Origin of the sequence: Wolbachia endosymbiont (group B) of Pammene fasciana, assembly GCF_947251495.1 — a bacterium.
GTDB lineage: Bacteria > Pseudomonadota > Alphaproteobacteria > Rickettsiales > Anaplasmataceae > Wolbachia.
Map to the genome: position 1 here is coordinate 622,347 of NZ_OX366360.1, position 25,598 is coordinate 647,944.

22 protein-coding genes, 1 tRNA gene and 1 pseudogene are annotated in these 25,598 nt (G+C 34.7%); 8 read left to right on the forward strand and 16 right to left on the reverse strand.

All coding sequences use genetic code 11. The features are described 5' to 3' along the window. Positions 1 to 42 precede the first annotated feature (42 nt). Positions 43 to 777, forward strand: coding sequence for a group II intron maturase-specific domain-containing protein (locus OPR29_RS02815; RefSeq protein ID WP_264686754.1), 735 nt, complete (start codon positions 43 to 45; stop codon positions 775 to 777). Continuing rightward, the gene (locus OPR29_RS02820; protein WP_256365558.1) at positions 774 to 905 is read left to right on the forward strand and encodes a hypothetical protein; all 132 of its coding nucleotides are present in this window, start codon (positions 774 to 776) and stop codon (positions 903 to 905) included. Before OPR29_RS02815 ends, OPR29_RS02820 begins: the two co-directional genes overlap by 4 nt. Positions 906 to 1,052: 147 nt before the next feature. Here OPR29_RS02820 and OPR29_RS02825 read toward each other — a convergent pair whose 3' ends face one another. Beyond that, complete coding sequence (locus tag OPR29_RS02825) at positions 1,053 to 1,220, reverse strand: hypothetical protein (RefSeq protein WP_246485284.1); 168 nt, start codon at positions 1,218 to 1,220, stop codon at positions 1,053 to 1,055. Positions 1,221 to 1,315: 95 nt separating this feature from the next. On the opposite strand from OPR29_RS02825, the gene OPR29_RS02830 reads away from it, so the two are divergent. Beyond that, positions 1,316 to 2,629: a WH2 domain-containing protein gene (locus tag OPR29_RS02830; protein ID WP_265025425.1), complete on the forward strand. Its 1,314-nt coding sequence runs from the start codon at positions 1,316 to 1,318 to the stop codon at positions 2,627 to 2,629. A 191-nt stretch (positions 2,630 to 2,820) separates the two neighbouring features. Here OPR29_RS02830 and metG read toward each other — a convergent pair whose 3' ends face one another. From metG to OPR29_RS02845, 3 genes are all read right to left on the reverse strand, one after another. Continuing rightward, complete coding sequence (gene metG / locus OPR29_RS02835; protein ID WP_265025426.1) at positions 2,821 to 4,350, reverse strand: methionine--tRNA ligase; 1,530 nt, start codon at positions 4,348 to 4,350, stop codon at positions 2,821 to 2,823. A 126-nt stretch (positions 4,351 to 4,476) separates the two neighbouring features. Then, the gene (locus OPR29_RS02840; RefSeq protein ID WP_265025427.1) at positions 4,477 to 5,373 is read right to left on the reverse strand and encodes a hypothetical protein; all 897 of its coding nucleotides are present in this window, start codon (positions 5,371 to 5,373) and stop codon (positions 4,477 to 4,479) included. An 83-nt stretch (positions 5,374 to 5,456) separates the two neighbouring features. Beyond that, complete coding sequence (locus OPR29_RS02845) at positions 5,457 to 6,860, reverse strand: NAD(P)H-dependent flavin oxidoreductase (RefSeq protein WP_265025428.1); 1,404 nt, start codon at positions 6,858 to 6,860, stop codon at positions 5,457 to 5,459. 135 nt (positions 6,861 to 6,995) lie between these two features. Between OPR29_RS02845 and coaE the strand changes: the two genes are divergently transcribed. Continuing rightward, positions 6,996 to 7,574: a dephospho-CoA kinase gene (gene coaE, locus OPR29_RS02850; protein ID WP_007302729.1), complete on the forward strand. Its 579-nt coding sequence runs from the start codon at positions 6,996 to 6,998 to the stop codon at positions 7,572 to 7,574. On the opposite strand, the gene OPR29_RS02855 is transcribed toward coaE, so the two are convergent. The 5 genes from OPR29_RS02855 to OPR29_RS02875 form a co-directional block, all read right to left on the reverse strand. Next, entirely contained in the window at positions 7,564 to 8,748 is a 1,185-nt protein-coding gene (locus tag OPR29_RS02855; protein WP_265025429.1) for a ribonuclease D, read from the reverse strand. The two genes, coaE and OPR29_RS02855, sit on opposite strands and share 11 nt — an antisense overlap. An 84-nt stretch (positions 8,749 to 8,832) precedes the next feature. Then, positions 8,833 to 10,152: a dihydroorotase gene (locus OPR29_RS02860; protein WP_265025430.1), complete on the reverse strand. Its 1,320-nt coding sequence runs from the start codon at positions 10,150 to 10,152 to the stop codon at positions 8,833 to 8,835. 175 nt (positions 10,153 to 10,327) lie between these two features. Then, on the reverse strand, positions 10,328 to 13,117 hold the full coding sequence (locus OPR29_RS02865) for a lipase family protein (RefSeq protein WP_265025431.1): 2,790 nt from the start codon (positions 13,115 to 13,117) through the stop codon (positions 10,328 to 10,330). A gap of 135 nt (positions 13,118 to 13,252) precedes the next feature. Continuing rightward, entirely contained in the window at positions 13,253 to 13,870 is a 618-nt protein-coding gene (locus OPR29_RS02870) for an RDD family protein (protein ID WP_265025033.1), read from the reverse strand. Between the two features lie 23 nt (positions 13,871 to 13,893). Continuing rightward, positions 13,894 to 13,976 (reverse strand) — tRNA-Leu (locus tag OPR29_RS02875). Between the two features lie 102 nt (positions 13,977 to 14,078). Between OPR29_RS02875 and OPR29_RS02880 the strand changes: the two genes are divergently transcribed. From OPR29_RS02880 to OPR29_RS02890, 3 genes and pseudogenes are all read left to right on the forward strand, one after another. Further along, a complete protein-coding gene (locus OPR29_RS02880) occupies positions 14,079 to 15,521 on the forward strand; it encodes a replicative DNA helicase (protein ID WP_265025034.1) in 1,443 nt (480 codons plus the stop codon). 191 nt (positions 15,522 to 15,712) lie between these two features. After that, positions 15,713 to 16,131, forward strand: a pseudogene (gene tnpA / locus OPR29_RS02885) (IS200/IS605 family transposase). A 276-nt stretch (positions 16,132 to 16,407) separates the two neighbouring features. Then, the gene (locus tag OPR29_RS02890) at positions 16,408 to 17,907 is read left to right on the forward strand and encodes a proton-conducting transporter transmembrane domain-containing protein (RefSeq protein WP_372436128.1); all 1,500 of its coding nucleotides are present in this window, start codon (positions 16,408 to 16,410) and stop codon (positions 17,905 to 17,907) included. A gap of 14 nt (positions 17,908 to 17,921) precedes the next feature. On the opposite strand, the gene OPR29_RS02895 is transcribed toward OPR29_RS02890, so the two are convergent. From OPR29_RS02895 to OPR29_RS02915, 5 genes are all read right to left on the reverse strand, one after another. After that, positions 17,922 to 18,572, reverse strand: coding sequence for a VirB8/TrbF family protein (locus OPR29_RS02895; RefSeq protein WP_254229674.1), 651 nt, complete (start codon positions 18,570 to 18,572; stop codon positions 17,922 to 17,924). Positions 18,573 to 18,601: 29 nt separating this feature from the next. Next, a complete protein-coding gene (locus OPR29_RS02900; protein WP_265025035.1) occupies positions 18,602 to 19,396 on the reverse strand; it encodes a hypothetical protein in 795 nt (264 codons plus the stop codon). 36 nt (positions 19,397 to 19,432) lie between these two features. Then, on the reverse strand, positions 19,433 to 20,284 hold the full coding sequence (locus OPR29_RS02905) for a DNA polymerase III subunit delta' (protein WP_214303400.1): 852 nt from the start codon (positions 20,282 to 20,284) through the stop codon (positions 19,433 to 19,435). Between the two features lie 17 nt (positions 20,285 to 20,301). After that, on the reverse strand, positions 20,302 to 20,889 hold the full coding sequence (locus OPR29_RS02910; protein ID WP_006013379.1) for an L-threonylcarbamoyladenylate synthase: 588 nt from the start codon (positions 20,887 to 20,889) through the stop codon (positions 20,302 to 20,304). Between the two features lie 147 nt (positions 20,890 to 21,036). Continuing rightward, a complete protein-coding gene (locus OPR29_RS02915; protein ID WP_019236353.1) occupies positions 21,037 to 21,507 on the reverse strand; it encodes a hypothetical protein in 471 nt (156 codons plus the stop codon). Between the two features lie 75 nt (positions 21,508 to 21,582). Between OPR29_RS02915 and miaA the strand changes: the two genes are divergently transcribed. After that, entirely contained in the window at positions 21,583 to 22,476 is an 894-nt protein-coding gene (miaA, locus tag OPR29_RS02920; RefSeq protein WP_265025036.1) for a tRNA (adenosine(37)-N6)-dimethylallyltransferase MiaA, read from the forward strand. A gap of 358 nt (positions 22,477 to 22,834) precedes the next feature. On the opposite strand, the gene OPR29_RS02925 is transcribed toward miaA, so the two are convergent. Both OPR29_RS02925 and metC read right to left on the reverse strand, forming a co-directional pair. Then, positions 22,835 to 24,397: a Mur ligase family protein gene (locus OPR29_RS02925; RefSeq protein ID WP_265025433.1), complete on the reverse strand. Its 1,563-nt coding sequence runs from the start codon at positions 24,395 to 24,397 to the stop codon at positions 22,835 to 22,837. After that, the gene (metC, locus tag OPR29_RS02930) at positions 24,366 to 25,598 is read right to left on the reverse strand and encodes a cystathionine beta-lyase (protein ID WP_264376785.1); all 1,233 of its coding nucleotides are present in this window, start codon (positions 25,596 to 25,598) and stop codon (positions 24,366 to 24,368) included. Before metC ends, OPR29_RS02925 begins: the two co-directional genes overlap by 32 nt.

A 25,598-nucleotide genomic window follows, 5' to 3' on the forward strand; every position in this document is an offset into this window, starting at 1 on the left:
TGTATAAGCCGAGAGGTTTCCGTGCAGTTCTGCGAGAGACTGGTGGGGAAGCTCCGCCGGTCTACTCTCCTTATTATTTCAGGTTTCACACATGAAGTACTGGAAAAGGAAGTTAAGCCTTTAGTATCATCTTTTCTTCATGAGCGAGGTTTAATTCTGTCAGAAGAGAAGACAAAGATTACATCTATCACAACAGGGTTTGACTTTCTTGGTTGTAATGTACGTAGATATAATAAGAAGTTAATTATTAAACCTTCGAAAGAAAGTATTAAAAGACTTCTTAATAAAGCACGTACATTGATAAAAGCAAATATAGCGAACACTCAGGCTATAGTAATTAAGTCACTCAACTCTCTACTGAGAGGATGGGGAAATTACTATCACCATGTGTGTGCTAAAAAAGCGTTTAGAAAGATCGACAATGAAATTTGGCATAGTTTATGGAAATGGGCAAAGAAAAGACATCCTCGTAAAGGATTACGTTGGATAAAGAATCGTTACTTCAAAGTAATGGGTCAACGCCAATGGGTTTTTGCTGCACCCCTATGCAAGAACAAACCAAAAGAGATACGGTATTTAAGACTGCTTAAGCTGATTGATATACCTATCAGACGACATGTTAAAATCAGAGCGGATGCAAATCCCCTTGACTTAAAATGGAAAAAGTATTTTGATGAGAGAGTGAAACGAACAAGAATGTTAGCAAGCTCTTTCTCAAGAGAAGGTTCTCTACTGTTGGTGTCACCATTAAGAATGATGTTTCCTGAGGAATCATGAAGGACAAGCCGGTTCTAGAAAAGAAGAACTTAGATAAGGGGCTCAAGCGTAGTGTTGGGAAACCTGCATGCTGCGTTTCTAAGGGAGGGGGTAGTAGTAATACTGCTTCCTTACCTGACCTGTGGTAAAAAAGTGATGACTTGAGGTTTAAGATAGCTTCTATTTCTTCTTAGAAGACTGCTCCTCTCTCTTTCCTTTTTATTTTATTATCTTAATGTTAACTTACTCAAAAATTATTAACAAGTACTAATAATTTAATTGTTAATAACATTATATTAATAATAAGGAAGAGAAATTCCTACTACTGATTCATCTAATAATAAAATACCTGCATCAGTTCCACCACCACCTCCTTTACCACTCGAAGGTTTAAAGAATTGGACACCTCCACAGGATAATAAAAAACCTTCTAATTTGGCTACATCAGGAATTAGCAGTCGCACTGAACCAAAAAAAGGTCAATCTAAGAGTCCTGTTCAACAATCATCTCTTAATTTTGCAGAAAATCCACTATTTAAGAAAATACAAGAAAAAAATAATGTGGATAGCAAAAATGCAGATGAAGGAAGCAAGAATAGTACTCATGTTAAGAATCCAGAAACCAGAAATAGCGCTCAGTCATAAAGAAGAAGATAATGCGAGTGACAAAACTAAAAATGATAGAAGCAATACTAAACAGGGTGTGCCGAAAAAACCTATGACTGAACAACATAATGGTGTACACTCTGATAGTGAAAATCAAAAGTCATCTGTAGCAGAACAAAAAAAGGCAACTGCCTTAAAATATTCAATTGCTATTTTGTTATTGTGTACATCCGGTCCTGTAGCTGGAGTATGCACGTATTTTATCATTTCAGCAGTATTAAGTAGTGCTGCAGTGCCAGTTTCTTCTGCAGTTATTGCTTTTGTTTCTGCATCGGTTATGTTGAGCTTAGCTGCATATCTTATCTATTCATACCTTTCTGCAATAAACAGCGAGAAAGGAGTTGATCCTGGTAGAAAACAATCACAAGATTTACAGAAAGCAAAAGGACTTGAACATAGCAATACTCCTACACCATCATTTCCAGTAATGTCTGGAATACCCATTGTACCACTACTACCTCCACCACCTCCTCTATTGCCACAAAATGCTGCACCACTACCATCTCCGCCGCCTCCTCCTACAGCTTCCAAGTATACGGAGAAACCTAAGAATGGTGCACCGAAAAAGGCTAATGAATCTAAGCATGATCGTTCTGATCTGCTTGAACAGATAAGAAAAGGTGTTATTTTGAAGCCAGTTCCAAAGGATGGTTTAAAAATACCTCAAAAACAAGAGGAGGAAAGTGTTGCTGAAAAGCAAGAGAGCGACGTACAATCGCGAAACAAAGAAGTACATCAAATAAGGAAAGTTGAAAATCAAAAAACTGACAAAGAGCAAAACAATAGTGAGAGTATTCAACAAGGAAATTATATGAATGAGGGTTTGAAAAGCAAAGTTCTAAAGCAAAGAAATAAAAGTGGTTTTCAAGATGAAGAGCTAGATTCCTTAGACAAACAAGATGATTCTCTTTGTAGTTTGGAAGAATCACTTATAGAACCAAATAACACGTCCAATAAAGAGCTAAAGAAACCCGTACAACCGCTAAACTTACCAATAGTATTAAAGAATATAATGTCCAGTGAAAATCCATTACTAAATAGCCCTAGTAATAATTTATTGAGCAATAGTAGTAATGTATCTGATGATGAAGAGTGGGATACATCCCAAGATTCTATGTCTTTTCAGTGTGATAATATAAAACAAGAGAAAATGAAGAATAGGGATAATTATCCATATTCAGCTTCTTCTTCAACAAAACCAGGTTAGGTAGAAGATTCATCAAATCCTCCTGTAGCCGAGATCATAAAGCAGCTTGATCAAAACAAAAATAAAGTCATTTCTTCCAAAGTAGACAACGGTATAAACACATCAAAACAGCAAGGTACCTTTGTTGATTCTGTTGAACTAAGCAAATTAACTACACAACGACCAATTCAGCCTGGTTTACTAAGGGTTCTTTAAATATCAAACCTCAAAAAAATCGGCGTAGGTTTAGGCAGTGTAATGCCTAAGCTTACACATGCGTTGCACAGAGATTTTAAATCACGTTGTTCTTTTGGAATTTGCAACTGATCGAGTATCATTTTTGCTGACTTTGGAGCAATTGGCTGCAGCAAAATGCCAATCATTCTAATGTATTCAAGTAACTTGTAGATTACTAAATCCATGCGCTCTCTATCGGTTTTACTGAGTGTCCAGGGTGCACTTTTATCTATGTAAGCATTGGCCTTGGAAGAGATATTGATAATCAGGAGTATAATCTGGTTAAATTCATACTTTGATAGATGATCCATTACTTGATCAATTATGGCTTTGCAATTTGGTAAACTCTCATCATCTTTAAGCAAATTGCGGTCGACCACTGGTACAACTCCAAAGCATTGCTTGTGCAGAAATGAAATTGTTCTTTGCACTAAATTGCCTATATTGTTTGCCAGCTCTGAGTTTATGCGGCTGATCATGTTCTTCTTACTGAAATTACCATCTTGACCGAAACTTGCTTCCCGAAGGAGAAAATAGCGTAGTTGATCAACACCAAACTCTTCTGCAAGATCAATTGGATCTATAACGTTACCAAGGGATTTGGATATTTTTTCCCCCTCGTTTAGCCACCAACCATGAACTGCAATTTGCTTTGGCAGTGGTAAATCTGCTGCAAGAAGAATAGCTGGCCAGTATACAGCGTGAAAACGCAATATGTCTTTACCGATCACATGAACGTTGAAGGAGTTTGTCCAAAACTTCTTATATTCCTCATCTTCTATATTAGGAAAGCCTATTGATGTGAGATAGTTAGTGAGCGCATCTATCCAAACATAAATTACGTGCTTGTCATTCTCTGGTACTTTTATTCCCCAATTAAAACTAGTACGAGAAATCGAAAGGTCAGTAAGTCCTGATTTTACAAACGATACCACCTCGTTTTTTCTGCTCTCAGGAAAGATGAAATTCGGCTGATTTTCGTATAACTCTAGTAATTTATTTTGCCAACTTGATAAACGAAAAAAGTAGCTCTCTTCTTTTATCCACTGAACTTCAGCACCTGTTGGCGCTCTGCCATATATCAACTCTGATTCCTGATAAAACGCTTCATCACGAACTGAATACCAACCTGAGTAAGAATCCAGATATATTTGCCCTCTCTCTTCAAGCCTATTCCACAGAGCTATAACTGCTTTTTCATGACGTTCTTCTGTGGTGCGAATAAAATCATCATAATCAAAGTTCATTAGCTCAGCTAATTTTCTGAACGTAACACTTATTTCATCTGTAAATTCTTTTGGCTCTATTCCCTTTGTTTTAGCTGCTTTTTCAATTTTTTGTCCATGTTCATCTGTACCAGTAGTAAATTTGACGTTCTTTCCAGCTAATTTCATAAATCTAGCTGTAACATCACAGATAAGGGAAGTATATGCGTGGCCGATATGTGGCTTGTCGTTTACGTAATATATTGGCGTAGTGATGTAAAAGCTCTCAAATTGCTCCATTTTGTACTAGTTTAAAGCTTTATCGTATCTGCACTAGTAATAAAAATCAATACATATCCTACCAGACAAGCAATCTGAAAATCCATTATACCGCTGCGCGTTGCAGCGGTATTCTCGATTAGTAACTTATGGTTTAGCAGCACAACCTCCAAACTGTTGTGTCGCATTAGGATCACCAAATGCATACCCAGGTGTGCCATCATAAGAAGGAGCACTCGGAGTAGTACTATATTCTTCAAAAGGGTAAGGAGGTGGTGCCTCAAAACCATATCCAGGTCCTCGTTTATGATAATTATCTACCACTTCTTCAGCCTTCTTAATATTTTCTGACTCTTTCTCATGTTTCATATGAAAAGCCACACCACCAGCAAGACACACAAGAGAATTAATACCAAGAATGACTAAACCCCAAATTGGTAAGACTGGGTTAATAGCGCAACCTATCAAAGCTGCTAAAGAAATTGCACCAACTGCAAATTCTATATTTCTGAACATTTTAAGTTTATTATCCAGGTAATCTACCTTTTCTAATTTTCTAGCCGTTTTTTCGCTGCTGTTGTACCACACACACATTAAAGCATGGAAAGCAACACACGCAACTACAGCTACTATCCCTAAAGCTAATAATTTCCTGTTGTCTTCTGCGTCTTTTTTCTTATCTTCTCTGTTTGTCTGGTTACTGCTACCGGAACCAAGGTTATTTATCACTGTAGTACGACCACCAAACAGGTTGCTAAGTAGTAAATAATCCCAAAAATCTAAACCTCTATTATCGTTTATATGTACGTGCGTGACTTGAGGGCCTGTAGTTTGTTGCCTATTGCTTATATCATATTCTGTACTGTTCTGCTCATTAGTTAGATTACTGAGCTTAAATGCCTTATACGCATCTTCAAAAATTTTATCACTCCAGTTCTCAATATTTTGCATACCACGATAACGTAAAAATTCTTGAACACCATTGTCACTGCCAGTTTCTTTTATATAGGCAAGTGCATACCTTTTTAAAACACTATCGCGCATAGATATTCCCCTCAAATTAAGATTAAATTAATAAACAATTATTACTATAAATTATATAGAATAATGTCTTCTTGTCAAGTTAGTCATAAACCAACCAATATTCTATCTACCAATTCTTTTACTGTCGGTATGCAACCATTTTTATAAAATGGGTCTTGCTTAAATTTGTACACATTGTGCCCAGAAAACATGAGTTCATTTTCAACATTGCCGTCATGTACAATGTTTTGCAGTGTCTTTTGTATACAGAAACTCCGTGGATCTGGCTTTCGCCCTGTTGAATGGTCACCATGATCTTTCCAATTGCTAAACAGACAATGGCTCAAACATCCCATGCAATTAATTTGATCTTGTCTTATTTCCGCAAATTTGCCTGGCGTCACAAAAATAACAGTTGTATCTGGAGTTTTCATTACCTCTGTATACCCTGCTTTAATCCATGCATTTGCTAGCTCTTTGTCTTTTGCAGTGAGGTAAATCTTTCTACCTCTGCTACCCATTGCAAATTCATTATTAAACTCTCCACTCACACTTTCTGAAAATTTCATTTGACGTGAATTTCGTTCCTGTAGCTCATATATGAAGCTATTTCTTACTGCAGATGAGTAAAATCCTGTTGGACTAAATTTGTTTAAAAATACATCACCTTCTTCTAAAGTGAGTAATTTCTTTTTCCACTCTGTAGAAATCGGACTTTCTTTTGTTAAAAGTGGACGAGTACCAAATTGAAAAGCTATTGGTCCGATTTGTGAATTTTCAAACCAATGTTCCCAATCCTTTAAATTCCACACTCCCCCCGCCATAACAATTGGCGTTTCAGAAAGACCGACCTCATTCATGAAAGATCTAAGCTCTGCAACTCTTTCAAATGGAGCCTGCGGTAATTCTGGGTCTTCACTATTACTGAGTCCATTGTGACCACCAGCAAGCCACGGATCCTCATATACTACTCCACCAAGTAAAAAAGAAGATATTTTTTGGTAAGCACGTTTCCACAACGCTTTAAAAGCGCGCGCCGATGAGATAATAGGGTAGTAATAAACTTGATATTTAGCTGCAATTTCTCCAAGCCTGTAAGGCATACCAGCACCGCAAGTGATGCCATGAACTAAACCTTTTGCTTTTTCTAATATGCCATGAAGGACTTGTTCTGCTGCTCCCATTTCCCAAAGCACATTCATATGTATTCTTCCACGGCCCTTTGATATTTCATTCGCTATTTTTGCTTGACTAACTCCAGCCTCAATACTATACTTAATTAATTCCTCATGCTTTTCATTTCTTGTTTTACCTCTATAAATCAGCGGCACCAACTCACCATTGTCATCAATAAGTTTAGCATTTGCACCAGAAAACGTACCAACAGCATCTGCTGCAGCAAATGCCCCACTTGATCTTCCATCACTGATTGCAATGCCTTTACCGCCCTCGACGATTGGCCAGACTTTTTTCCCTGAAATCACTATCTTTTTTATCTTATCTTTCAAAATTTCCTCTTAATCTTTCACTCTATTTTACTGAATTACTAAAAAAATAATAGCTTTTCTTTTTTATACCTATGCATTCAGTTTTAAATAGGCATAGGAGATGCTATAAATATAGTTTTATAAGAAATTTGCTATATGATCATAGGTTTAACAGGTGGGATTGCAGTTGGAAAGAGCTTTGTAGCCAATTGCTTTAAAGAATTTGGTGCCGCTTTGTTTGATGCTGACTCTGTCGTACACCAGCTTTATAAAGTGGACAAAAACATAATAAGTTATGCAGAAGAAAAATTTCCTGGGGTAGTAGTAAATGGAAAAATTGATAGAACAGTATTGTCTAAATATTTTTTAGCACATGATGAAAATTGGAAGCAATTCCAGTCTTTAGTACATTCCGCTGTGCAAAATGAATTAGAATTTTTTATTGCTCATGAGAAAGAAAACAACAGAAAACTTCTAGTTCTAGACATTCCACTCCTGCTGGAAACGAGATTCCATTTGTATTGCGATTTTATTGTTTTTATCCATGCAGATAGCGTTGTGCAAGCTCAAAGGATTAGTGAGCGTAATATGGATAAAAAAAAGCTGGATCTAATGTCTAGTATTCAGCTCCCTATTGAAGAAAAAAAGCAAATGAGCGACTTTATCATCGATACCAGCGCAAATGTTCTTTCTCAAGTGAAAGATATAATAAACTCGTTAGACCTCAACACGTGATACGGTTATTCTCCACAAGATTACTCCGAATTTTAGCTGTACTATCAGCAGATTTTACCATTAAAATTTCAAACCTTGAGCCTGCATTCAAAAACGATTCTACTGATCTGCCGAAAAAATCATATCTCCATCCCTTGAACAATTTATCTATCTTCCCAGATATTGATCCAGCTAACTCATCTTTTGACGAAACTAACTTTCTCGATATGTTATTTTCCTTACATTTGCTCTCTAAAATAATCGAGAGTATATCAAAGACAGATTTATCATAATTATCCGACAGAGTATAATTTTGCTGCACAAATTCCTTCTCATTCTCATTGAAAATATCTATAAATTCTAATAAATCTTCCTCTTTTATATTTTTTGTGTTTCTCTTAAGGTCATCTAAAATGTCATCAATATGTTCCACGTTTTTTTCAATTAAACCAGTTATTACGGCATTATTGACTACCTTATTACGATTTATATTGTAACGCTGTGCTAAGGTCTCTTGCCACTCACTAACTGCTTTAACAGTTAACATCAACCTTGGATTTGCTTCATAATTAAATTTAATCCTCTTCCATGCATCTTTTGGATTATGCAAATACTTATTAACATCAACTATTGATTCCATCTCTTCTTGAAACCAGCCTATCCTATTATTTTCTTCAAGTTTATTGCACAATATTTGGTGTAGGTCATATAGGTGTATCACGTCATTTACTGCATAATCTAATTGATCCTCAGATAATGGCCGTTTTAACCAGTCTGAATTTTTAGCTTTAATTTTATCCAGCGCTACCCCCTGATATTGCTCTACTACTTTTGAATAACCAATAAAGTCGTGATAATAATGACAAAACATAGCAGCAACTTGGGTATCAAAAATGGGAGTAGGAACACATTTAAGCACGGTGAGTAAGGATTCTATGTCTTGCCGACAACTATGAAAAACTTTGGTTATTTCTCGATTCAGCATTATTTTCTTAATAAGCGATAAGTCAATTCCCGGTACTAACACATCTACAATAAAACTCTTCTCTCCGTAAGAAATTTGAATTAGTGATAATATAGGATAGTAGGTTAAATTGTTTCTAATAAACTCTGTGTCCACTGCTATAAATTTTGGATCTTTTGCCATCAATTCTTCACATGCATTCTCCAGCTCCGATGTCGTACTAATTAGCATATATTTTTTATTCAGTGGCTATATTTTACCACTTATATTGAATATTTACAATTGATTGAAATTGAGAACGCAACTGTATGATAACTAATTCTTCTGTAAATATACAGTTTTGCCAGACACAACGGTACGTATTACGCGCCCTTTCACTTTGCGTCCATCGAAAGGGGAATTTTTTGATTTACTAGCAAAGTTGTCAACTTTAATTTTCCATTCATGATCCAAATCAACTAAAATTAAGTCCGCTGCAAGGTTTTTCTGTATGCGGCCACGTGGCACATGTATGATATCTGCAGGCTTATATGTCAATTTTGCAAGCACATCAAGTAGACCCATTTGTCCACTGTGATATAGTTCAAGTGAAATGGGCAGCATTGTTTCAAGGCCAACAATACCAAATGCAGCATTTTCAAGTGGCAAATCTTTAGAACTAAGATCATGCGGAGCATGATCGGTTGCAATGCAATCAATCACACCTGTCTTTAAACCTTCAATCATAGCTAAACGATCCTCTTCAGTGCGAAGCGGCGGGTTCATTTTTGCGATTGCTCCGTGTTGTTTTACTATATCTTCAGTTAAAGTAAAGTGATGAGGAGTTACTTCACATGTAACATTTAATCCCAAATCTTTTGCACGTTTAATAGCATCAAGTGAATCTTTTGAAGAGACATGTAAAATATGGTAGTGTACATTTTCTATGTCCTTCATTAGCAGTATATCACGAGTTACCATAACCGATTCCGATGCACTCAAGATTCCCTTTACTCCCAATTCTTCAGAAATCTTACCCTCGTTAATTACGCCACCAGCAGATAGATTCAAATCCTCTGCGTGTTGAGCAATAGGAACACCAAGCATACTTGAATAAAGCAGTGCCTGTCTCATAATCATTGGATTCATAACTGGCATACCATCATCGGTGAACCCAACTGCACCTGCTTCCTTTAAGAGTGCCATTTCAGTTAATTTTTCTTTCGAAGTGGTAATTTTGGCATAAAATTCAACATTCACATGTGAAGTTTCAAGTGCTCTATATTTCAAATATTTAGCCAAGACAACACTATCAATCGCTGGAACAGTATTTGGCTGGCAAACTACAGTTGTAACGCCCCCTGCAGCTGCAGATTTGCTGCCTGTATGTATAGTTTCTTTATGCTCTTGACCTGGTTCACGAAAATGTACGTGAATGTCAATAAGGCCTGGCATTAGAACAAGTCCTTCACAGTCTATTGTTTCATCAACTCCACTTGTTGAAAATAATGATTCGCCAAAATCAACAATTTTACCCCCTTCAGTCAATAATGAACCTTTTATATCAAGTTTAGTTTCCGGGTCAATAATACGAGCATTGGTATACGCAATTTTATAGCCTTCCTTTTGCCCTGTCTGCAATAAATTCCAAATCATATTTTAGTATCAATTATAAAGTATAATCTAAAGTTTTTTTAGTAAAACACAAACAAATTAAAGTGATGATATAATAACTAGCAATAATGAACTTTGGTTATGATGATTTTATTCGCACTACAGAAGAACGTCATGAAAAAGCAGTTATAGCTCTGAAGAATATTTAAATTAATACTCAAGCAGCCATCCTACAACTATCATTTTCGATTTTAACATTATTAAGTGCGGTATTTGCCTTATAAGAACAGTAACATCCTACTGCAAGAAAAGCTAATGCAGCTACAGCAAGCGAAACACACATTGCTAAATGAACCATTGTTAGACTTGTACCAACAGCAAATGCTCCAGATAATACAAAAGAAACAGAAGCATAATTACCTTGCCTTTTACTATAAGTTCTTGCTTTCAAGAATTTTTCATTTAGCTCTTCATCCTGGCTTTCAGATTGTTTCTGTAGATTCTTCTCTAGTACTTTACTTCTATTTTCAGATTCCTGTAGCCTTGTCTTCAGGTCGTTATTTTCATTTTTAAGTTGAGTTACCTGAACTTTGAGCTTTCCAATCTCTTCTTTCTTCCCTTCAAGCTGAGCTTTTGCTTCATTAGATTCCTTGCTAAGTTGCGTAACTTTACTAGTTTCTTCAGCTAGTTTTTGCTTTGATGCTACAAGTTGAACTTCTGTTTGCTCACATTTCCCTTCAAGCTCCCTTGCTTGACTAGCTAAATTACTATTTTCCTGTTCAAATTTAGCTTTTACTTTCCTAAGCTTAGCTGCTTCGCTAGTTTTTTCATTCAAGCCTTTCTGCAACTTGTTAGCTGCGTTTTCAAATTCCTTTGTTTTTGCAGCTAAGCTTTGCTGTGCTTGTTTTAGTTCTTCTTTCAATTGAGAAGCATTGTTCTTTGCAATATCTAGCTCTTCCTCCCTCTCTTTGAGTTGAGCTTGAGTATCCTCCAGCTCTTTTCCTGTAAATTCTGCCTTTCCTTCTAACTTAGTTTTTGCTTCCTTGAGCTCTGTGATCTCTGCTGTGAGAACAGCTATTTTACTAGCCTGACCTTGCTTTATACTGTTCAGCTCTTCCATTTTTTTCTTGAATTCTTTCTCATTTTGTTCTGATTGAACTTTCAAATCTTCCAGTGCCTTCTTTTCTTCTGCAAACTGATTGTTCAGATTACCAACATTCTTTTCTAGCTTAGCGTTTGTTGCTGCAAATTTCTCCAGTTGACTAGTCAGATTACTATTCTTTCTTTCTAATTCAGCATTTGTTTCCTTAAACCCATCTATAGTACTGTTAAGCTTGGTTACTTTTCTAGTTTGTTCATCCAGCTCTGCTTTCTTTCCTACAAGCTGATCTTTTATCCCTTTAAGTTCTTTAGTAAGTTGATCTACTTGACCATCGAGTTTACTAGTCTTCTGTTGTTCTTGTGTTAATTTTCCTTTTTCATCATCTAGCTCTTTAGTTTTTTCAGCCAAGCTTTGTTGTATACCCTTTAACCTTTTCTCTAATTGAGTTTTGTCGTTAGTAAGCTGAGCTACTTCTTGTTCTAGTCGTTTAATTTTCTCTTCTAATTTTGGAGCATATTCAATTGGTATCTCAGAAAGCTTAATGCCTTTATTTTCTTCTCTGACTTCTTCAAAGAATTCCTTATCATCCACATCGCAATATGACAAAACCGCATGATAAAATAAGCCAAAAATGTAAGCTATATGACGATACTTGGATGGATTATTATCTGATTTAAAATTCTCCTGCTGTACTTCCTGAATAAGGTTATAATAGGTGTCAATTTTATGATAGTGTGGCTCTAAATACTCTAGAGTTTTACCCGTTTCTAATTTTAATGGTTTACCGACATGTTTATAGTGCATACCGGCATTACCATGTGGCAAACATGGTACCGGGTCTGATTGACAAGCTACCCTAATAGTCTTATTTCCAAGACACTTATCGTAAACGTCAGCTGCACCATTGTAGAATACTCTTGGGGAGCCAAAAGTTGCAACATGAACATCTTCGGCATCTTCTGTTTTATTAAGACATAAAGCAGCTATACTAGCAAGAGCACCTCCCATGCTATGACCTGTAACATTAATTTTCAAATCTTTGATTGCTAATCCTTTATCATTAGCATGCCCTTTTAATATCTTATGCACACTGGGCCAAGAGCGTTTGAATAAAGAGTAAAAACCAGAATGGACGCGATGATCTTCAGGTAAAAATAACAATTTAGCTAAAGATGCACGAAGATCTTCCTTTACATCATTTAAATCACGAGTACCATGGTAAGCTATAGTTACTTCCTGACCTTTAATAAAAACATAACCAGCATCTCGATTATATGAATTGCTACTCATTAAAGCATAACCGACATCTTGTTGCTCTAATTTATAATCAGTATCCGAGCAATATTTGTCTTCAATGAGTTCATTGTCGTAAAATTTTACAATTTGATAACCTTCTTCTTCAAATTGCCTTTTAGTTTTGTACTCATCTTGCTTTAATTTTCTGTCCACATTACCGTACGAAATCTTGCTAAAAGTACACATTTTTCGCAATTTTTCTTTATCAAATCCTGCAATTTCTCTTTTTATCAGATCAGCAAGATCAGAAGCATAGTTTAATTCAGCCTGTTTTGTATTTAAACCTAGAACTTCGCATAAAGCAGCATGATCTAAATCAGGTTCTTTATCTAAAGACTCTATTAAACTCTTATATATTTCATTTATAAAGAGAGGACCAGAGTTATCATTATCTACTTTACTAAGAAATAATTTTAACCGTTCAAGAGAATTTCTGTATTGCAGAGTTTTTGCTTTATTTAAAAGTAATTCTAAAGCGTTACGTGTTTTTTCTATTTCCTCATGATTAACATACTCAAAACTATTACCAATAGAATTCATTGAACTTTCAGCAACAGTTGATCCACTCAAAGAAGTATGTAGATCATTCTCTAGATTAGGAGGCGCCATATTTCTCATCTACTATAAGCTTAATTAATTTAAGTATACTACTTAGGTAAGTATTTAGTCAAGTAATGTATTTAATTTATTTAGTGAAATTACTAAAATTCTCTTATTTTTAACGATATAAGTAATACGTAAGACTTAATCCACTCTATTATGTTCTGAGACCATACATCTAAGACTTTTACTTGTTACAACTACTGTGTCTGCAATCTTATCGTGCCAAGTTTGGCAACGTTTGTCGAAGCTTGCCCATATGAAACCTAAGAATAGTGGTGCAGTTGACAATATAAAGGAAAAAAACCTCTTTATTGCTTGTTTTAGAGTCAATTTTTCAAAAGTTTGTGCATTTACAACTCTGAGTCCAAGTAATAACTTTCCAGGTGTAGCGCCAAATCTTATCCACATATATGCTACATAACTAAAAAGTATAATAAATTGAACTATCTGATTTAGAACTAGTAACTTTATTAGTTTACTCTGCATTGCTGTTTCCTCTGCAGATAGTGGCACCTGCATTTGATATTTTGCAGCAATTTGGCCTAATATTTTACTGCTCTCCGAGCTCATAAAGAGTTGATTTAAGGCCTGACCGCAAAACTGTAAAAATAAAACGATGATGATTAAATCAAGCAGCACTGACAAATAGCGTCTAAGTCCTGTTACATAGCATATTCCATTATCATCCTTTTTCACTTTTTGAATAGCATTTATAGAAGAAAGAATGGAAAATAAACGATTAAAAAATTTATGTAACATATATGCATTTTCCAATGTTTGAGTGCCCCTGGCCGGACTTGAACCAGCATGCTTTTGCAAGCAACAGATTTTGAGTCTGCCGTGTCTACCATTCCACCACAGGGGCCTACTTTAATGCTATAAGCAACACAAGATTAGTCAAATTTTTTATCTTTTAAGTAAGGACTGAATATTCTACAATAATCAATCATTACTCTGAAAACTTAAAATGAATGAATTAGCTAATCTTATTGATTCAAGAGAAGAAATATGTAAATTGCCACACAATTTAGAAGCAGAGCAAATGCTCATTGGTGCAATGATTCGTGATAATAGAATTTGTGATGCAGTTGAAGATATAATTGCAGCAGACAATTTTTATGATCCACTACATCAAAGCATTTTTACCCAGATATCTAAAACCAGAAAACACGGCATAGTTGCCAATGAACTAAGCCTTAAGATGTTTTTTGAAAATGATAAAGCATTTGCCGAATGTGGTGGAGTTGAGTACCTAGCAAAACTTGCAGCAAAGGCAAGCATTGCGCTTGATATCTATAGCTTGACCAGAATAATCCGTGATACTTATTTAAGGAGATGCTTAATCAAGCTCGGGCAGGAGATAGTTGACGATAGTTACAACTACGACATTGAAAATCCTGCACAGTTACAAATTGAGCAGGCAATGACAAAATTGTTCAACTTAGCAGTAAAAAAGCAAGGTGATAAGACATATATAAAGCTTGCAAGTTCAATTAAAGATGTGGTTGAGAAGATCAGCAAGCTGAAGAATAACCCAGAGGCTCTAGGTATTACAACCGGACTTCAAGATCTAAACCAGCTTCTTGGTGGTTTGCAGAAATCTGATCTGTTAATTATAGCTGCAAGGCCCTCAATGGGAAAGACAGCATTGGCACTGAACATCGCACTTAACGCTTGTAAGATTTTGCAAAAAAGAACAGATAAACAACATTACGTAGCTTTTTTCTCACTTGAAATGTCAGCAGAGCAATTAACCGCAAGATTGATTACTATAGATTCAGGCATTGGTTATTATAAGGCACTGACTGGGAGAATTAGTGATTTTGAATTACATGAATTCATTAATGCTAGTACAGATCTATCAGAATTACCTTTCATAATAGACGATACTCCTGCTCTATCAATTAGTGCCCTTCGTACCAGAATACGACTGCTATATCAACTATACAATGTAGAGGTGGTATTTATAGATTATCTGCAATTAATTCGAGGAACAACAAAAAGGAGTAGTGAAAATAGAGTGCAAGAAATCTCAGAAGTGACGCAGGGTTTAAAAGCAATTGCAAAGGAACTAAATATTCCCATTGTTGCACTATCACAGCTCTCTCGTTCTGTTGAGCAAAGGGATGATAAAAAACCACAACTTTCTGATTTACGTGATTCAGGAAGCATAGAGCAGGATGCAGATATAGTAATGTTCCTCTATAGAGAAGAATATTATGAATTAAGAAAGCAACCAAATGAAGGAAGTAATAAACATCGAGAGTGGCAAGAGAAAATGGAGAAAATTAGAAATATTGCAGAGCTGATCATTGCAAAACAAAGAAACGGGCCAATTGGCAGTGTGAAGCTACATTTTGACTCCAATAGAGGTGCATTTAAAGATTATACAGAAAGATATAGTCTGTAGCGGTTTTGAGTAATTCTGGAAGTGTTTAACAAACCATACGTGCCAAATTAAGAAGCTATCGTGAAACATAGCAATATTTAAGATTGGCATTTTATTTGTTACATTTATTGTCCCAAATTTGGGAGAAAAACCCTGGACTTGAAGTCCATCCTTTTAAGAATATAATTTTAAGGTGAAAAATCTGAAAGAATGTGGAATATTATAGAAAAAGCAGTCACTCTGTATATATATCACATAGTGTGGATAACAAAATATCGATATCCAGTACTAGTTGGAGATATTGGACAGAAAGCTAAAGAAGTTGTACAAGAAGTATGTGCAAATAATCAAGTAGAAATTATCAGAGGTAGAGTTGCGTCAAGTCATGTACACGTATACGTTTCTGTACCCCCATACTTAAGTATTAGTAAGTTAGTGCAGTTAATAAAAGGAAAAAGTTCCAGAAAAATCCAGCAAAACTTTCCAGAGCTAAAAAAGAGATATTGGGTTGTGGGCAGTAGGCTACTTTGTCAGGACTAGCGGAAATGTAACTGACGAAATGATAAAAAATTATATTGAAAATCACTCTAAAAAAGAAGATAAATTTGGTGACTTTCAAGTCGAAAGTTAGCATTCTATGCTCTCTCTCAATCTTTGGATTTTAATCCATAGTGGTTGAATTTTTTAGGAAATTCTTATCTAGGATAAGATGATTTTTTAGAAAGATCTATAAATTACTAACCTTATTACTTAATATATAAAATAGTTTTTTCTTATTTCCTTTCTTCCTTACGCCACTTTTTCTTAACTTGATGCGTATGGTTTATTTAACATTTCCGATATACAACTAAAAAATAGCAAATTCTCTATAACTTGAATATAATTTTAGCTTTACCTAAACAGAAAGATGAATTACTTAATGGATTTTGTTTTAATATCTCTTTCCTTGCCACTTTTTATTACTGAGAATTATTTGTTAATTACTGCGTTGATCCCACTTTTAAGTGCATTAGCTATTTCTTTTACTAGTAAATGGCCCAGAGTGAACAATAGCATTACTGTTGTTTCTTCTATGCTTCTATTTGCGTATACATCTCTATGCACTTTATATTTGGTGTATGGTGATCATTCTCAATTTATTCTCATGGACTTTGGTAATAATTTGCATATTAGTTTAAAGTTAGAGTCTAGTGGAGCAATATTCAGTTTATTAATATCATTTTTGTGGGTACTAACCAGTATATATGCAATATGTTATATGCGAAATAACTATGCTGATAGTAACTACTCGAGTTTTCTATGCTTTTTTTCAATAGCGATTAGCTGTGCAATGTTTATTGCTTTTTCTGGAGATTTGCTCACTACATTTGTCTTTTACGAGCTTCTAACTATTAGTACATACCCTCTGATTACTCACAACTCAACAAATGAATCAGTAATTGCAGGACGCTATTACTTTGGTTTACTATTTTTCTCTTCTTTAGTGTTATTTTTTCCTGCAATAGGTCTCTTATATAATGAATTCCATACTTTAGACTTTGTAAGAGGTGGAATATTCAAGTTTGATACTTCGTTCATAACTTTTATTGCAGTGTGTTTTGCTATGCTGATTTATGGAATAGGAAAAGCTGCATTAATGCCAATGCATTTTTGGTTGCCAAAAGCAATGGTTGCACCAACTCCTGTAAGCGCACTACTACATGCTGTTGCTGTTGTGAAATCAGGAGTGTTCATCATCATCAAAGTTATATTATACACTTTTGGCATCGATAATATGCAACGTTTTGCACAGCAAAGTTGGTTTGCTGGAGGATGGCTTCCGTACGCTGCTGGATTTACTATTATTACTGCATCGTTAATTGCATTAAAGCAAAAGGAATTAAAGAAATTGCTTGCTTATTCTACTATCTCTCAGTTGTCATATATTATATTGTTCGCTTCAATTTTTAGTGAATTTAGCATGAGGATTGCAATTTTTCAATTAGTTTGCCACGCATTTGCAAAAATCACTTTATTTTTCACTGCTGGAGCAATAATAACGAAAACAGGTGAGAAATACATAGATAGAATTCACGGTATAGGACGTAGTATGCCAATTAGTATGATAGCATTTACTATAGGTGCATTGTCCATGATAGGGGTACCACCTGCTCCGACTTTTTGGAGCAAATTTTTCATTTTTCAAGCTGTTTTTAACTCTAGTAATGTAACACTTTCTGTATTTGTAGCTCTGGTGTTAATTGTCAGTACTATACTCAACGCTCTATACTTCTTACCGATAATTTACAATGCCTTTTTCTTAAAACCTTCTAGAAATTATTTTATTAAAAAGACACCAATGCTTCTAATTTTACCTCCAGTTGTTACTGCTGTATGCACTTTAGTTATTTTTTTAGCTACCAAGTAATTTTTTAAATGTAATCAGCTGTATTTATAGCCGTTAACAATAAATTTAAATGGTATTATACCAGTTAGAGTTGCTTTCATGTTTGATAAAGTAAAGCTAACCTCCACAGCATAGTCTTTCATTTTCTTATTTTGCTCAGCTGCAAAAAGTACAGTGGCATTTCCAGCAAATTTAACTAAGTCCTTGATCGATCGGTCAATAGATAGTGTTGTTACGTTTATGTTGGTAATTTTTTTTGTGGATGAAACAGCTTCATTGTTTACTTTTTCCTGAAAGTCTTGATAGATTTTATATATAGAATTGTTTTTTATAAAATTTTCTTGATACTTTGATTCAACGATCTGAGAGGACTCGTATGCTTCGACGTATTGACTTACCAAGTACCTTGCTATGGAAGTGTATTCATCTTCTTTTTCACTAAAACTAAGTTTATGTATTGTAGAAAACTCATCTTCTGTGTGGTTCGTGTACTTCACAAAATTTAAATCTTTTTTAACAGGAAGTAATAGGTATATGTTTAGTAATGATAAAAATAAACATACTAAGAGAAGTAACGTTATTAACGCCATCCAAGATCTTTCTACAACGCAGAACAGGTATCTGTGGCAATACCATTCTACTGCTTTCCTGAAATAACTTTTGTTTTTTACTGATTCAACTTCCATAACCTAATTATAATAACTCTAAAAAAACTTTAAAATATGTCTAAATTTTCCAAAATAGTATGAATGATTATATCACCTTGTTCTGCAATAAGATGAAATTTATCAATTTTCTTCACATCTAAATTTATCATTTTTACACTGAAGCTTTCAGGATCATAAGTATTACTTTCTGCACTTTTGTGATAATTATAGTAGTGTAATTTATTTTGATCATCAAAATAACCAAATTCATCAGCAAGGGTTCCCACTTTTCTGCCTTTACCGTCTCTGACTAGCTCAAATAGATCAATTACATGGTTTTCAGATCCAGGCTCAATAAGACCTTCTACAGCAAAAAATTTAGGTGCATGACCAACATACTCCTTAAATTTTAGATTATTAGTCTTTTTTACACTACCAAAATCCACGAATTTATATTCATCTGAAAGATCAGAATATTGTGGATCATACTTTTTATATTCAAAAAACTCATTACCTAAAAAATTACAAAACGTTAGTTTATAGTTATCATGATTGAGTTTAATAACTTTAAGATAATGAAAATCTCTAGGAATCTTTACTTCTTCTTTCGTAATATGATTAAGTATGACTAACTCGCCACTGAGCATGCGATGGCCAATTTTTGGCAAAGTAGCTATATTGATTGCCTTATTGAGCTTAAAATTTGCTTCATAGATACCACTTGACAGCTCCTTCCCTTTTTCTAAAGTGACGTCTTGGTCTAAAGCTGTATTCTTGAGTAAACTCAATTCTTTCTGCATGTTCAATATGGTTTTTGTTAAAACTTCTATTGATTGCCATAAAGTTAATTTATTATCAGTCAAACTATATACTTTAAGTATTAAATTATCAGGATTTTATCATGAATTTATGTTAAAAGTATTATATTTTTGTGTCATGATGTTAACTACATTAGCTAAAACATGCTTTTTATCTAAGCGAAATTGCTTTGCAGCAACGAAAAGTTCATCTATTTCTTTCCATTGACTTAGCAAAATTTCAACATTATTTACTTCTTTCTTTATACTTTCTAAAATGGAGGTTTGAATGATATGTGATGCTAGTTCTAGCTCAATTTCACTATTAATTATTTTATTAACTATATCAGAATTATTTAGATTACGGAAAAATGTATAAAAATGCTTATGTGACTCATAAGCACCACTGTTTATTGCATTTATTATTACTCCCGGAGTTCCAGGAAACAAAGTAATGATCTCACTAAATATTTTATCGTCGAATTTACACTGAGATGAAACAACCTGCTTTGTTTCATCGTAAGTTAACGGAAGTAAATTCAGCTGAAAGCACCTACACCGGATGGTGGTTTGTATATCATATGGTTTATGGCTAATTATAAGTATTTTAGAATTTTGTGGCGGCTCCTCTAATATCTTTAATATTGCATTTTTAGCATTGCTAGTCATTGCCTCCAAGCTATCTATTATAGCTATCTTATATTCTGATTGAATGGGGCTTAGGTACAGAAAATTTTTCATTTCTCTCACCTTTTCCACTCCTATTGTATCACCTTCAACAATGTGTAAGTCTAATGCTACTTCATCGTAATTTTTGATAAGAAACCAATTAGAAAAGGATTGTGCAAGTGTTGCTTTTCCTATGCCTTTTTTACCACAGATCAGCCAAGATTGAACAGACAAGTTGTTCATTATCTTTTTTTTTGCTTGGTTGTGGCCTATCACCTTTTTCATTCTTTCTCCTATAGATCTTAGTTTGAAAATTCGTTATTTATTGTTTGTAATGAAATTTTACCTTTTCTTAAAACCTTAATCTTGTCTCCAGTTAAGTCAATAATAGTAGATTCTATACCAGAAACTAATTCATCATCTTCAATTACTGCAGATAAGTGTTGCTTAATAGACTGAGGTATATCTCTTGCTTTGCATATACTTTTTTCTCCTGAAATGTTAATACTAGTTGCAACTACTGGAGTTTTCAGTTCATTTAATATTGAAATCGCAATAGGATGATCAGGAATTCTTATGCCTATACTATCTTTAAAGAACTCATTTGGTAATATACTGTTATCTTGAAGTGGTAAAATATAGGTCATTGGTCCAGGAGAAAAATAGTTTATTAAATCGATATACTCTTCCTTTACCTTTGCTATATTTATCAAACTATCAATATTACTAACAAATACAGAGAGCGGCTTGTTTTGAGAACGCTTTTTTATTCGATATATTTTTTCTATAGATTCGTTACCTAGCGCATTACAAGAAAGAGCATATACTGTCTCTGTTGGAAAGCATGCTAACAAATTATTTTTTATTGCATTTATTACTTCAAATACCATATATCTAAAACTTATGTCTACAATAGCTCTGGGTTTACTGTTATCTCGCTATATGGTAGCAATTAAGATACCGAAATGGCTAGCACGCATCTGTTGTATACTTACAGTAAATTTTATTAGCAACTGCTCGTTTTTACAACAGATTTACTACAATCCGAACTCCTCATTGATTTTATCGACTATCGTCTGTGGTGGATCATCTCCCCATCCTGAATATAAAATCTCTCCATAATCTGCAACATCTATAGAGCCAGTTCTACTTTTTGCCAGAAACATTTCTCTTTTATCTTTATCAACTAATACATAGTGCCAAGCTGATCTTCCTCGATCTTTACCACGAACTAGATATATGAGATCTGATCTACTTCTTCTTGTTGCATCAGCAAAGGATCTTTCATTGATAGTTCTGCTTTTACTCTTTATGCCGCCACTTTCAGAAAAAGCTTCCTTGGCTTCAGCTTTTTTGTTTGCCAATTCAGAAATTTTTCCTTTTGCTCCTAGTGCATGTTCTTTGGTATTTTGAGATGAATACTTACTGGAAAAACCTCCTCTTGTCTCATTAGAAGTCCTATTTGTAAAACGCTTAGTAAACGAGTTATCGTTATCATTTTCTGCCATAAAAGTCTCCAAATTTTAGATTGTAGAATCCAAATTTTTACTACACCCTATCATAGGTTAGTTAAATTAATATAAATGAAAGATAATATAGTAATTATTACAGGAATTACAGCCTCAGGTAAATCAGAATTATGCGATAACTTGATAAAAAAGCATAAAAACATTAGCATAATAAACTGTGACTCAAAGCAGGTATACAAAGAGATTCCCGTAATTACTGCTCAACCACCAAAGCAGAAAGAATTTTATAGGCTATACGGTTATGTTTCAGCAAGAGAAAATTATTCCGTAGGTTTATGGATAGAGGATTTAAATAGGGAAGTTAACAACGCGCTGAAAAATTCACGAATACCGATCATCACTGGAGGAAGTGGGCTTTACATTAGCAGCTTAATCAAGGGATTATCATCGATTCCACAAATAAGCCAGGAAGTGAGAGAAAACGTAAATGAACTTAGAAAAAATTTAAGTAAAGAGGAATTCTACAAATTAGTGCTAAGCAAAGATCCAAGGATTCAAGGTAAAATATTTATTAATGACTCACATCGCCTCTCAAGAGCACTTGAAGTTATCACTGAAACTGGCAAGACAATCTTTGTATGGCAAGAAAATAGACAGCCTCCTTTGTTCAATAATTTTAAGGTATATACAATTCTACCTAAACGTGAGGATATATACCGAAAAATAAATTCTCGTTTTATTGAAATGGTTGAAAATGGAGCAATTGATGAAGTAAAAAACCTACTTAGCATGAACCCATCTCCACATTTGCCAGCTATGAAAGCACATGGAGTACCAGAAATTATAAGATACTTAAAAGGGGAGATTACTTTAGACGAAGCAATACAGATTGCTCAAACAAACACAAGACACTACGCAAAACGCCAGTACACTTGGTTTAAAAACCAGTTCCCAAGTTCTGAAGTAATTGACTGTGCAAGCAAATTGACAGAATTTGGAATATTTTGATTATTATGTATTATATTGCTATGCCTATGCAAACTTTTCTTGATAGTATTAAACTTTTTTCTTAAAGAACTTTCATCATTGCCTAAATTGTGATTATTAAATTCTTTGTAAAAATATTCTTACTTATGAAGCGCTACTATACCTGTAAGAGCCTTTATCACTAAATGAACTATATCACGCAATATTTCATCCTCAATTTTTCTATATTCTCTCACTAATCTTGTAACCACAATCTCCACTTTCATATCCTTGTATAGCTCTTCTCATAATAGTAGGAACAAGATAAGATAGTGATTTAGTGTAACAAGAAGGTAAAAATGCCAGCAGCGTACAGTTATGACTTAAGGAAAAAAGCCATTCAGGCATTGGATGAAGGAGAGAGCAAAACAGCAGTAGCAAATTTTTGGCCCTCTCTAATAACTTCAACATCACTAAATTCAAGGGCTTGGCCTTCTATTATTTGGAATCTTTCATGTCCTTTTCCTGCAACTAGCAGAATCATATTTTCATCATGTGCTATATTTATACCTTTCTCTATAGCTTTTTTTCTATCTCCTATCTCCAGTGCATCAGGGCAATGTAACAAAATATCGTGACGAATTTTCCCCGGATCTTCATCACGCGGATTGTCATCTGTGACTATAACTTTACCTGCAAGCATTTGTGCTATTTTACCCATCTCTGCACGTTTTGTTTGATCACGATTCCCGCCACAACCGAACACTAGAACTATCTTTTTATTGAAGTGCCATTTTAAAGACAACAGAGCTTGTTTGAGTGCACTTGGAGTATGAGCGTAATCGACAAATGCAAAAGTGTTCACTTTTTCCATTCTTCCAGGTGGAGAAGCGAGTTTATCTATACACATTCTTTGATAGTCCATACCAGATGAAATAACTATACCGATTGCACACAACAAATTATATGCTTGAAATTGCCCAAAAATCGGAAAAAATGCGTTATAAATTTCATCACCGATTTGAATTGTTAGGTATTGACCATTGGCAGTGGGTATCTGCTTTAATAAAGTAATGTCAGAGTTTTTTTTTCCATAGGTTATAACTTTGTTGCCACGCTTTTCAGCTATGTTGAGCAACTCTCCATATTCGCCTATATCTGCATTTAAAATCGCTGTTTTTTCTTTTGGCAATACCTCATCAAACAACCTTTTCTTGGCCTCAAAATACTCATCGATACTTTTGTGATAGTCCAAATGATCTTGAGAGAAATTAGTAAAAGCTGCAGCATTGAACCTGAGTCCATGGATTCTGTATTGATCGATTCCATGGCTTGAAGCTTCTAATGCTAAGTGTTCTACGTTCTTATTATTTATGTCACGCAATGTGGAATAAAGATCATCTGCACTTGGCGTTGTAAGGCTATTATCTTTTCTATTATTATTGACACATGTTCCCAGTGTTCCTATAGACGCTGCATTATCTTGCCAAATCTGGCGACAAAATTCCACCACTGAAGTTTTACCATTCGTACCAGTTACAGCAGCAACATATTTAGGTTGTTTGAATTGATAAAACCTGCTGACTATTTCACTGTATATTCCTTGAGGGTCCGAGTGGTAAAGCACTGCAAAACTTGGAGTACTTGTCATTCGAGTAGCGGACACTGAAATCCAGTTTTTATTATACAATTGCCTAGTGTGCTTGTTTACAATTAAATTTTCTGGATCCCAGTGTCTGGGCACTGGGATGACATCTTTCTTGGCCCCTTGTATCACAACGTCTACACAGTTGTGTACACATCCATTAGGAAGACATGTTACGTGTTCTTTACTCCTTTCTGACACACAAACAAAAAGGTAACCTTCTTTAACTCTCTTAGGATTACATGTGACGCCTTTGATTTCAATATCAAAGTCAGCATTTACAATGTTATGCAGTAGCTCTTTCAGTCTCACAATCATCTTTAACACTTGAACATGGCAGTCTTATTAATGCAGTATTCAAGTCAAAAATCAAATCTTCAGGATCTTCTAGTCCGCAAAATATTCGCACAAAACTTCCACCATAATCTGAATTCATTACAGATCTTGACATAGATCTATGTTCTATTGGTAATATCAAACTGTCACATCCTCCCCAAGAAGCACCGATGCCAAAAATTTTCATGTGATCAACCATGCAGCTTAGTTCCTCACATGAATATTCTCTATCGAGTACTATACTAAATACGCTACTTGCCCCTTTGAAATAACTTTTCCATAAATCATGCTGAGAATAGGAAAAAAGTGCGGGGTATAAGACTTTTTTGATTTTTGGATGTTTTTCCAGCCACTTTGCTACTTGCATTGCTGTACTTTGATGCTTCCTCATGCGTGTTTGCAGTGTTCTAAGTCCCCTGTGTGCAAGGTAACAGTCATGCGATTGAATGGTGACTCCATAATTTTTATAGCTCTCATAAAGCAATTTAAAAATTTTACCTTCAGCAACCATAGCTCCCATCACTAAATCTGAGTGACCGGCTAGATACTTTGTCACCGCATATAGTGCAATATCAATTCCATAATCAAGCGGCTTAAACAACAAAGGAGTGGCCCATGAATTGTCACAAACGGTTACAATTCCACGTTCTTTAGCAACTTTTACTATATGCTCTACATTCGAAATCTCAAACGTTATAGAACCAGGCGTCTCAATCATGATGAGTGAAGTGTTACTCTGAACTAAATCAGTTATATCCTGTGTCGGATCATAAAAAGTTACTTCTACTCCTCTTTTTGGTAGTTCATTTTCGGCAAATCTCTTTAGCCTATAATAACTATTATCTTGTATCAGAACATGCGAACCTGCTGTAGTGAAAGTCAAAATAGCAAAAGTAAGTGCAAATAATCCAGAAGGGTAGATGAGTGCTTGTCCCCTACCCTCAATTTCAGCCAGTGCATTTGAAAAATAATGAACAGTAGGCGTACCAACATTACTATAGCTGTAATCCCTTGCAACACCATCATTGATCACATCATATATACTCTCCCCATTCGCTGCACTTAAGTAATCCTTGTAAGTAGGAAATAATATGGTAGAAGAATGATAAACTGGTGGGTTCATCGATCCTTTATAATCATTAAATTTTCTTCCTGCTTTAACTAATAAAGACTCTTCTCTCAC

Coding starts and splice junctions, on each gene's coding strand:
- OPR29_RS02820 (WP_256365558.1), top strand. CDS start 774: ATGAAGGACAAGCCGGTTCTAGAAAAGAAGAACTTAGATAAGGGGCTC.
- OPR29_RS02830 (WP_265025425.1), top strand. CDS start 1,316: ATGTGGATAGCAAAAATGCAGATGAAGGAAGCAAGAATAGTACTCATG.
- metG (WP_265025426.1), bottom strand. CDS start 4,350: ATGGAGCAATTTGAGAGCTTTTACATCACTACGCCAATATATTACGTA.
- OPR29_RS02840 (WP_265025427.1), bottom strand. CDS start 5,373: ATGCGCGATAGTGTTTTAAAAAGGTATGCACTTGCCTATATAAAAGAA.
- coaE (WP_007302729.1), top strand. CDS start 6,996: ATGATCATAGGTTTAACAGGTGGGATTGCAGTTGGAAAGAGCTTTGTA.
- OPR29_RS02855 (WP_265025429.1), bottom strand. CDS start 8,748: ATGCTAATTAGTACGACATCGGAGCTGGAGAATGCATGTGAAGAATTG.
- OPR29_RS02860 (WP_265025430.1), bottom strand. CDS start 10,152: ATGATTTGGAATTTATTGCAGACAGGGCAAAAGGAAGGCTATAAAATT.
- OPR29_RS02865 (WP_265025431.1), bottom strand. CDS start 13,117: ATGGCGCCTCCTAATCTAGAGAATGATCTACATACTTCTTTGAGTGGA.
- OPR29_RS02870 (WP_265025033.1), bottom strand. CDS start 13,870: ATGTTACATAAATTTTTTAATCGTTTATTTTCCATTCTTTCTTCTATA.
- OPR29_RS02880 (WP_265025034.1), top strand. CDS start 14,079: ATGAATGAATTAGCTAATCTTATTGATTCAAGAGAAGAAATATGTAAA.
- OPR29_RS02890 (WP_372436128.1), top strand. CDS start 16,408: ATGAATTACTTAATGGATTTTGTTTTAATATCTCTTTCCTTGCCACTT.
- OPR29_RS02895 (WP_254229674.1), bottom strand. CDS start 18,572: ATGGAAGTTGAATCAGTAAAAAACAAAAGTTATTTCAGGAAAGCAGTA.
- OPR29_RS02905 (WP_214303400.1), bottom strand. CDS start 20,284: ATGAAAAAGGTGATAGGCCACAACCAAGCAAAAAAAAAGATAATGAAC.
- OPR29_RS02910 (WP_006013379.1), bottom strand. CDS start 20,889: ATGGTATTTGAAGTAATAAATGCAATAAAAAATAATTTGTTAGCATGC.
- OPR29_RS02915 (WP_019236353.1), bottom strand. CDS start 21,507: ATGGCAGAAAATGATAACGATAACTCGTTTACTAAGCGTTTTACAAAT.
- miaA (WP_265025036.1), top strand. CDS start 21,583: ATGAAAGATAATATAGTAATTATTACAGGAATTACAGCCTCAGGTAAA.
- OPR29_RS02925 (WP_265025433.1), bottom strand. CDS start 24,397: ATGATTGTGAGACTGAAAGAGCTACTGCATAACATTGTAAATGCTGAC.